The organism is Vibrio sp. 1978 (assembly GCF_033344345.1).
Genome location: NZ_JAWPOP010000292.1, coordinates 1 through 826, shown reverse-complemented (window position 1 = coordinate 826; position 826 = coordinate 1). Strand labels below are relative to the sequence as shown.

Genomic DNA, 826 nt, shown 5'->3' with positions numbered 1-826 from the left:
CATGAAATTATCATAAATTATAAAAATAATAATTTTATGTAATCAGTGTGGGCAAAGATCGAGTTAATTGGCTAATGCCTCAACAGCTTGCTGTACCGAGGTGAAGTGAATTTTGATGATGCACCTTTGTGCGAGACAAAACTCATGCGACTGGATGAGTGACGTAACTTCCTCGACGGACAGAGTGCGTTCTTCCGGTTGTAAAACGGTGGTGTTCGAATCGTTGTATTGCAACCCGAACGTGTTGCCATTTGAGTCAATTACGTAATCATCTGGCCCCAAAATGAGCGCTTCGCATTCGGAATCAAGATCGGCATGAGAACGCAAATAGATAAGTTCATCGTCGCCATCGAGTTTCAATAAACATGGCCATGTAACCATGGGGCCTCCAGTGTAGTGGCTAAAATTGTTTCAATGTCTGAAAGGGCAAGGTGAGCGCTGGCATTCAAGGTGTTGGCCTTAAACCGCAGTCAAAAATTACGTGTGTTGAGCAATAATCGAAAACAGCTCGTCAACCGTTCTTGCCACGTAATCTGGTTGCACGCTCCAATGCTCTGGCATCGCGCCGCTGTACGCTGCTGCAACGGCAATCACTTTACTTTGGCCACCCAACTGCTGTTCGATGTTGCGTGCGAATTGCGTGTCGGCTTCATGGTCACCGATGTACATCAGCTGTCGATTTTCTGCGTGACCAAAAATCGACTCAACGCATTTGATGCCACTGTACGCATCGGGCTTTTGGTGTCCGTTCGAGACGTCATCATACCCGATGATGGATTTAAACGGCGCGCTGATGCCGTTGTCGGACAGCACTCGATGAATATTG

The 826-nt window shown here is 46.7% G+C and carries 2 protein-coding genes; both read right to left on the bottom strand.

What is annotated here, in order from left to right; all coding sequences use genetic code 11:
• Nucleotides 1-63 precede the first annotated feature (63 nt).
• Nucleotides 64-381 carry a DUF4144 domain-containing protein gene (locus R8N49_RS26165; RefSeq protein ID WP_024702302.1) on the bottom strand — a complete coding sequence of 106 codons (318 nt, stop codon included), beginning with the start codon at nt 379-381 and terminating at the stop codon, nt 64-66.
• Between the two features lie 96 nt (nt 382-477).
• A partial coding sequence (locus R8N49_RS26160; protein ID WP_318190332.1) for an HAD family hydrolase occupies nt 478-826 on the bottom strand: 349 nt, incomplete at its 5' end.